The sequence below is a fragment of the Chamaesiphon sp. OTE_20_metabat_361 genome (assembly GCF_031364565.1).
Genome location: NZ_JANLWO010000871.1, coordinates 1 through 8,471 on the forward strand (window position 1 = coordinate 1; position 8,471 = coordinate 8,471).

Consider the following 8,471-nt stretch of genomic DNA (forward strand, 5'->3'; position numbering starts at 1 on the left):
CTGTGCAATAAGATAAAGTGTATCTCCCGATTGGATCGGATATGAGCGACCAGAGTTACAAGCCATGAGTCAATAACCTCTAGTTTAGATGGGTGCAATTTCTGTAATTGCTTCAGTTATAGCTTGCCGAAATTCATCTTCCAAAATATCCAAGAATGAGCCTTGTGTAGTCTCAGTTACCCAAGGATCCATTACCACAGAGCGCAATACTGTAATGGATACTCCAGCAGACTTTTCAACTCCTAGACGGCGTTTATAGTCATTAATAAATATGTCTCCATATTGAGCGGCATTTAAGTCGGTAGTACTCACAATTAGATCGTAGCCGTAGATGTCATCGCCTGGATTAATGCTCAGTCTATTGTAAAGAGCTTTATTTAAACGGTTAGTTTGAGCTAAGTCAGTATTAATTTCCGATCCAGTTTTAAAGTTAAACGCATAAGCCAATATATTTTGATCTGGCCCAATTTCTGCGAGTAATTTCATGGCAGCAAGATCGTTAATAATCTCTTCGTTAGTCTTACCAACAATTCTGTCGCGAATAAATTGAGTTTGTTGTTGGATATCAGAACCATCAGCCTCCGCAGGTAGTCGAGGTACCGGAATAATAATAAAAGGGTCTTCAGGACGTGCCATACATAGCAGTCGCGCATAAAGTTTTTTACAACTAAAAAGTGCTTGACCGATGATTTTGCCGTAACCACTTTTTGAGGGTCTAATCACTCGATGACTCAGATAAACCGCTGCCGCTGCTGCTCCTGGCTTCGACCCTTCGATGCCATAGATTCCCACTGTTGGTTCGGTATCACCATGAAAGACGACTGGGGCACTAAAAGTAACGAGATCTCGCATAGCTGAGTTGCGATAGCAAAGTGCTCCGGCTGGATAGGGAATGTAGCCAGATTTATGAGGATCTACCGTAATTGAATCGACATCACCTAAAGCCTGGAACTGATCGATCGCATATTGCTTTAACGGTATGGCAGGAGGGGGCGGAGCTGCAAAATTAGCCAGTGGCACAGGCATATCAAAATCATCCCGAATCACGGAAATATGATAGCCACCCCAAGCAGCATCACCATGAACGGTGAATTCCAAGCCAAGCTGACGAAACTCCGCTCGTAATGTCAAAATATCTCTAATCGGATCGATCGCACTTTCTTCGGTACTGCCGATGACACCGACAACTGTATAAACAGGTCTTTGCTCGCTCAGACATTGTTCGAGGAGTTCCTTGAGCGCAGTAATATTCATTCTGGCATCTTTATCTACAGGTACATCGATCGTGTTTGATGCACCAATACCCAGAATAGCAGCAGCTTTGGGGAATGAATAATGTTTTGTACCTGGCACTAAGAAAACGGGAGATTTATCGATCTGGCTGAGAAAGCGGCAGGAAAATTCTTGGATTCCCAAGCTTTGTAAGGAATACTTGGCGAGACTCGTCGTAATAGTATCCCGTGAAATTTGGTATTCATGGGTGAGGCGAGTCGGTAAAGCGAGGATATCATCGGCTTTGAGGTTGAGTACCGACCAAGTATCTAGCTCAATCAACGGGAGTGATTCACCAGTTGAGCGTGAAATGACGATCTGTTTACCCGCTGCTAAGGCTGGATCTTCCTTTAATGCTGCTTGTAAAGCTAAGGGATAGAGTTTGAGATTTCTTGCTGACCAGAGAGCCTCAATATTGGCAACAGTACCATCACAGGTAATATGTCCCCAGGGGCGAATCGCACCTTTGTCGATGGCTGCTCGATCTGGAATGGTATATCCAAGCATTTTACAGAGATCGTCGCCAACTAGGACTTCCAAAATTGTTGTCGCTGTCGATCCTTCAAAGGCAACATTATTGGGGTTGTAGAGCATGGCGGCGAAGTAGCCCAGGATACCAGGAATGGTTAAATCCCAGTTCATGTGTCCTTGGTAGCGCATACTGAAAAAGGGTACGGATTTTTTCAGAAACGCCAATAAGGACTGATATCCCTCGGTAAGAGAATCCATTGCTTCGAGATATTCAGGCGATCTCTTCATCTCTCCAGTGATGTGAGTGGGATCGCTGGGATGAAAGTTTCTGCGCCAAAATGCCTGATCTCGAATGGCTTCGACAATAAAGCGTTCTAATTCATCCGCATTTTCAGCTTTTGGACCCAAGAACCAGGCTTCTAGGGCGCGAGTTCCTGTACTTTCAAAATTGGGAATTTCACTCGACTGAGACAATTGATGAATGCCTTGGCATGCTTTTTCAAATCCTTGACTGAGAGAATCTTGTGGGGTATTCATCAGCTTTGGCTCCTGGTGGTATCGGTGGGGAAAGTGACAATGTTGAGCGTTATTAGAGCAGGAGGAACGGGTTTTCCGCTACTCCTGCTGTCTAACTACAGACCGGAAGGCACATTAGTATCTTCAACAATCCCGTTCAACGATGCTCCAAAACAATCAGCATTGGGTCCCATGCCAAATTTCGCAAAGGTTGTCCAAACTGCTTTTTTGACCTTCTTATAATCCGCAGCGTTCAAGCTTCCTTTTGTCTGCAAGTCACTGAGTGCCTGGAGAATCGCATTACGTTCATCTAAGAAACTGGGATTGGAGGGAGACAGTTTTAGGGCATCTACAACAATTTGCCAGCCGAGTTGATGACCGCGCTCTTTAGAGCCTAATGCTGTTCCAATCTCGCGATTCATCCCCATCAACGTAGCGCACCAAATTTCACCAATGTTATGCACTTGGTTGTAGCGTCCCGTCCCAATTTTGCCAAAGCGATCGGGGAAGCTGCTATCGTACTTTAGACCTCGGATACCATTGGGATTATTAACTACCCAGTCCCCAGTAACGACTTTTTCAACTGATTTGTCGAAGTTTTGAATCGTGAGCGCGAAATAGTCACTCCAACCTTCGCCCATGCTGCCACTTTGGATCTGTTGCAGCCCCTGTGGACTATTCATCCGACCGCCGACTAAGCGGTTAGTTACTCCATGTGTAAATTCATGGAAGACGACATCGGCATCAAAGGCGGTATGCCGACCAGTAGCAGCTACTAGCCCCATATTCATCTCAGGTCTTTGACCATCTGGAGGGGTTGACATATTAGCCGTTCCATTCACCGTACCGCTATGAGCGTGAGCCAATACGGGGTCGCTGGCATTTCCCTGTCCGGTATAATTCACATCTTGAAAGTTGCCAACTGCTTCATTAAACCCCAATAAGTAGAAGAAGTCGTGCATATAGTTGCAGAAATAGAAGATATTCAGAATCTTCTGATCGTCTCCGCTGTCATTGGCAGGATCGAAGACGACTTTTCCACTTTGAACCTTGCCTTGAAGAGTCTTAATCGATTCACCTAAGGTCGCAATGGTATTATTCCCCATGCACTTATTGCTAGCACACCAATGACCGGGAAATTGAGCAGGTAGCTTGGTCGGTTTGGGAACGGGATAATCACTCAGATCCCGAGGGAAAGCAATCATTTGCCGAGGTGTTGCGCTCGGATTTTCTTTATAAACATTGCCTTTACCCAGAGCTGTTCGCGTTAAGCTTTGGCAGTAGAGAATTTCTGCTTCAGGGCGATCTGCTGAGACAATCAGTTCATATCGATCTTGACGATCTGGTAGCGTAATCCGCACGTACCATCCGAGCCGCGTCTCAGGATTTTGATAAAAGAGCACCAAATGAGCCGAAATAGGATCGGCAAAAAGACCTTTATCCAAAACTGTCGGTTTGCTGGGGAGGGGCGAAGTTACCTGGATTTGGGGCACATAATCGGATAGATCGATGCGAACTGGAGTCATTGGCTGTCCCCAACCATCGATCGTTGTCTCTGTGCCGTCGGGATTAGCTACATACTGAGCGGCGGCTAGTACTGCTTGAGTAACGCTAATTTGGGGTGCCGTATTAATTCCGGGTGGGAGATTAACGTTGTTTCCGACGACATCGCTAATGGTGTTGTCAGGAGCGAAGCGAACGGTGCGCACCATCTGGAAGATCGGGATGCCCCGATAGCTTTGTTGAAGATGAACGGCTTTACTATCGGAACTGGTTGTTTCAATGGTAGAGTCTGGGACAAATTCTACTGGCTCACCTGGGGCAAATCCCAAGACGGGGCTGGTTTGCGCGACAAAGCTCAATGCTCGATCGATCAGCGATCCGGCTGTGCTTGGGGCATTAGTTGACAAGAGACGATTGGGCGTACCTGTGAGCGAATTCAAAGCAGGAACACTAATTGCCTGAGTTCCGGGCAATTGATCGGAGACAACAGATGCAGCTTGACTGAGTTGATTAATTCGGGCAGCAGTTGCACTATTGGTAGTGAAGTTACGAGTATCGATCGCATGTGCCATTTGAATACCTCATTTTTTGGTGATAGGAACAGAAAGTTAGCAGCCAAAAATCAAACCGGAATTTTGACAATTTTGAATTAGCTCAACCAGAATTACAGGTTAGCCGTTACCCAGGTAGCAGCTCCAATCACGCGAGCAATATCCGCCGCATAATCAAAATCGACGAAAGTATCTCCATCCCGGTGATAGTTAGGATTTGGCTCGGAGGCTGGGGATGTGGGCAGCGGCCCAGCAAAGAAATCCTCAGAGGTGACACAAGCCGCATAGCCACGTTGATGAAAACTGGCATGATCGCTCCTGCCTTCGGCGGGATCTGGTTGAGTATAGATTTGCGGAGATGCTAAGTTCGGCGATAATACCGCAGCTAACCGTTTCATCCGTTGAGCGAGTACGAGCGATCGCTTTTGGACATTGGCTGAGGCGGCATAACCGACATGGATTTCAAAGGAACGTGGGGGTTTAACGTTGTAACCAATCATATCCATTTGATATACGCCGACAATCGGCGCAGCAATCGCGGCTTGGGTACGTGCATAAGCCTGACTACCCACTAAGCCATGCTCTTCAGCATTAAACAGCACGAATCGGATCGTTCGCTTGGGTGGTTTAATTGCCGCTAATTGTTTGATGACAGTGGCGATCGCTAAGACAGCCGCAATGCCGCTAGCATCGTCATCAGCTCCAGGTGCGGGATCTCGATCGGGATCGTAATCGCCAGCAGTATGGCTCGAAGCAGCGGTCGAATCTAAATGAGCAGTAACTAACACAATTTCTGCCGATTCACTCCCCCGTAGCTCTGCTTCTACGTTATCCAACTCGCGTCCTTCATGAACGAATCGATTCATGCCGATACTGAAATTACCACCACCGATTTTTTCGAGATCTTGTGCCAAGGCTGTGGTGACGACACCAATATCTGAACTGTGGATATGTCGGCTTTTAATTTTGATGCCGACTGATTCATCCAGCGGTTTTACACCTGTATACCTGTCTAAATATCCACGAATTGAATCTGGAGTAATTGTTTTGAATTTTTCTAATTCACTACTACTCAAAGATGATTCAACTACGGTTGCATCAACAAAACCTGCGGTTCTGGCATTTTCACCTGTTCCAAACGGTTCGAGTAAACTGAGATCGGGTAACAGCTTGAGATTGTGTCCGTGATGTGCATTTTCAAAATGATATTCTTCTACCGATCGATCGCCGGGTAAGGCAATAAAAATTCCCTCAGTCGAAGAAGCTAACACCCATTTTGACTCTTCATCATTAACAAAAAAGCTACTAGATTGTCCTTGGGGGTTGAGAAAACCCGCGCTAGTTTGCAGATCGTCCCGCAGCAGGTACACATCTGTTGTGAGCGGATCGCCCTCACTACCTAATCGATCGACTTGAAAACCTAGATCGTCAAGCTTGGTTATCGATGAGGTAGTCGCGATCGCATAAACTTGATTTCCCTGTGCTCCCGTTACATATAAAGGCACAACCGACAGATCTTTAATCACCGATCGCCATGCGTTATTACTTTGAGCTGTCGTAACTGTGACTCGAATATATCTCAAACGGCTGCCGTTTAATACATCCAAAATCAAACGTGGATGGGGGCATACTTGCCACCCGACATCAAAAGCGGCTTTTCGTTCTTTACTATCTTCTCCGACAAAGAGGCAATGCTGAGGCTCTGTCGGATGACTTGCTTTTTGAGCGGCTAGTTGAAAAATTTTCGGATTGGGTTTGCTCACCCCAACCACTGAGCTATAAATGAGCAAGTTTGGATCGAAAAAATTATCAATATCAGCTTCTTCAAGCACTTCGTCGATCGCGGCTGCTACCTCACTCCCAGTGTTGGATATAATGCCTATTTTTAGATTATTATCTTTTAACTGCTGAAGAATCTTTGGTATATATGGATAGATATCTATCCCTACTAAATGAGCAGGAGGGGGCGATATTTTTGAAGTGCCTAAAGTATCTCCAATATCAAAGAAAAGTATTGATGCTCTAGTTCTAGTCACAATCAAACCTCTTTCTTTAAATTAATTTTTGCAAATCTTAAATTAATAAACAGAGAGTAGAATCTCATGAAAATATTCACAGCAAACACCGATCAAACATCGATGTTGAATCGAGATGGATTAAGTCGATGGCTTATTTAATGGTTGAAATTAGTAAGAGACAACTTAGGACGGAGCTTGGTGTTTGTGCTCCAATCGTTACTATCTCAGTCGCTCTAAGGCTGCTGTATATAGCTTGCTAAGCTAATAATTTACAATCTGTATCTACCACTACATAATATCTCGATCTAATTAATTTTAATTGAATAACTAACAATTTGTAATATAGCAAATATGTGCTTTTACAAGTGCAAGCCTAGAATAATTAAAATTGATAAAAAAATTAGGCAGCTTATACATAAATGCTAAATTCAGACCGAATCTTGTCAAAAAGTTATTGTATATATTTTATCTCTTTAAAATAAAATCTTGCGATTGAGAATTGACAAACTAACTCTAATTATCCCGATTCGATCTATATTCCATCAGAGAATATTGAACCTATAACCTATGCTTTAGATTTAACTTTGGCATCCCGATCGATCTTCAGTATGGTAGGGAATGATAAGCTAGTTGAAAAAGCCTAGCTTTTAGACGACGATGGTAGTACTTGAACTAAGCGATTCCCCTAGTATCCTTATAACTCTGCGCCTTGACTGATTTAATATCATCCAACCGAAAATTACACAGTTTCCGCTTGTAAGCATGAATGACAAAAGAGCGTAGTGCCGCTAGCCGCGCATTTACCGTCGCCGCAGCTAAACCCGCAGTCAGTAACTGTCCGCGATAATTTAACACATGACCGCTCGCTTCCCGTTCGGGGAGTTGTAGGAACGACTCGATCGCCAACAGATACTTGCATTTCTAACTCTCGCCCAAAAAAGTCCTTCAATGCAGCCGCAGACGATCGTCTGGTGGCAGGTGAAATTTGCACACAGAGGAAGTCGGCCCAGACACCAGAGGTAACTGACCCAGGAACGAGTTTGTCCTCAGAGCCAGTACTGGACGCGATCGCTGGCTTAACAACAGTGTCATCATACGATCGGGGTTCATGCCCTGCACCATCATATTAGTGGCAAATGTATGTCTAAATTGATGGGGATGGAGCGATACATTAGTCGCCGTCTCAAATTCCTTAACGACCTTATAAATACCGTCATAACTCAGACGCTTACCCCGATGGCGATTGGATTCAGAGATAAAGATCGGACTATTCGGCTCGACCGCATACCCCTGACGTTCGCGCCACTCCAAATACCGATTGAGCAAACGCGAGCTTTTGCTCGGTTAGCGGCACCTGCCCCTAACTATTTGCCCTAACTTGACGGATCTGCAAACGTTACCCGTCGTAATCTTCAAGATTAAGAGCGGATCTGCCCACTAAATGAAAATCACCCGCAGATCTAGGGAACAATAGGCCTATAGCAGTAGCTGTGCAACAAAATTAACAGCATCAGGCTGGTGCCGTGGCTGCAAATTCCTGGGAAGTGGTTGAAATCATGGGTCGTCCAAATGCTTAAAGATCGTGACGTGGAGATCGTCAAAACTAGTAACTCCGAGTTAGCAACTGCTAGCAAATCTACTGCCCTCAAACATCGCGACAACACCAGTCAATCGGTCATCTTCCAACAATCCCAAATCTGGTCGCGAGCTATCGGCTGGGGGATCATGGGCTTAATCGTCGCCGTCATTAGTTGGGCACTAATCGCCCGCATCGACGAAGCCATTCCCGCTGACGGTAAACTCGAACCCATCGACGATGCCAAGAAGATCCAAGCTCCCATGAGTGGTGTCGTCAAACAGATCTACGTCAAAAACGGCGACAAAGTTCGAGCTGGAGCATTACTGCTGAAACTAGAATCAACCATCCCCGAATCTCAACTCAGTTACCTCGCTAGCACTAAAGAATCCCTCGCAGCGGAGAATAGTTTTTATCGAGCGCAGATGAATCTAAGAGGGGGAAAGGGGAAAGGGGAAGGGGGAAAGGGGATTAAGATCGCTCCTGAAATCCTTGCGCTGGCTCAAAGCCGTAGTGCCCTAATTACCGAAAATCAGCTCTACCGTGCCGAAATGAGCGGTACGG

At 45.4% G+C, this 8,471-nt stretch carries 6 protein-coding genes; 1 reads left to right on the forward strand and 5 read right to left on the reverse strand.

What is annotated here, in order from left to right; genetic code table 11:
• Nucleotides 1-84: 84 nt before the first annotated feature.
• The 5 genes from RMO35_RS24460 to RMO35_RS24480 all read right to left on the reverse strand — a co-directional run bounded on the left by RMO35_RS24460 (nucleotide 85) and on the right by RMO35_RS24480 (nucleotide 7,657).
• Nucleotides 85-2,280, reverse strand: a complete 2,196-nt coding sequence (locus RMO35_RS24460) for a pyridoxal-dependent decarboxylase (RefSeq protein ID WP_309745244.1) — start codon at nucleotides 2,278-2,280, stop codon at nucleotides 85-87.
• Nucleotides 2,281-2,375: 95 nt separating this feature from the next.
• Nucleotides 2,376-4,334, reverse strand: coding sequence for a M36 family metallopeptidase (locus RMO35_RS24465; RefSeq protein WP_309745246.1), 1,959 nt, complete (start codon nucleotides 4,332-4,334; stop codon nucleotides 2,376-2,378).
• A 92-nt stretch (nucleotides 4,335-4,426) separates the two neighbouring features.
• A complete protein-coding gene (locus RMO35_RS24470; RefSeq protein ID WP_309745248.1) occupies nucleotides 4,427-6,349 on the reverse strand; it encodes a M20/M25/M40 family metallo-hydrolase in 1,923 nt (640 codons plus the stop codon).
• Nucleotides 6,350-7,003: 654 nt separating this feature from the next.
• The gene (locus RMO35_RS24475) at nucleotides 7,004-7,237 is read right to left on the reverse strand and encodes a hypothetical protein (protein WP_309745250.1); all 234 of its coding nucleotides are present in this window, start codon (nucleotides 7,235-7,237) and stop codon (nucleotides 7,004-7,006) included.
• A 39-nt stretch (nucleotides 7,238-7,276) separates the two neighbouring features.
• On the reverse strand, nucleotides 7,277-7,657 hold the full coding sequence (locus tag RMO35_RS24480) for a site-specific integrase (protein ID WP_309745253.1): 381 nt from the start codon (nucleotides 7,655-7,657) through the stop codon (nucleotides 7,277-7,279).
• A gap of 192 nt (nucleotides 7,658-7,849) precedes the next feature.
• On the opposite strand from RMO35_RS24480, the gene RMO35_RS24485 reads away from it, so the two are divergent.
• Nucleotides 7,850-8,471 (forward strand): biotin/lipoyl-binding protein (locus RMO35_RS24485; protein WP_309745255.1); only part of this gene is annotated, 622 nt, incomplete at its 3' end.

Excerpts from the sequence above, each read along its gene's own strand:
- RMO35_RS24460 (WP_309745244.1), bottom strand. The coding sequence starts at position 2,280 with ATGAATACCCCACAAGATTCTCTCAGTCAAGGATTTGAAAAAGCATGC.
- RMO35_RS24465 (WP_309745246.1), bottom strand. The coding sequence starts at position 4,334 with ATGGCACATGCGATCGATACTCGTAACTTCACTACCAATAGTGCAACT.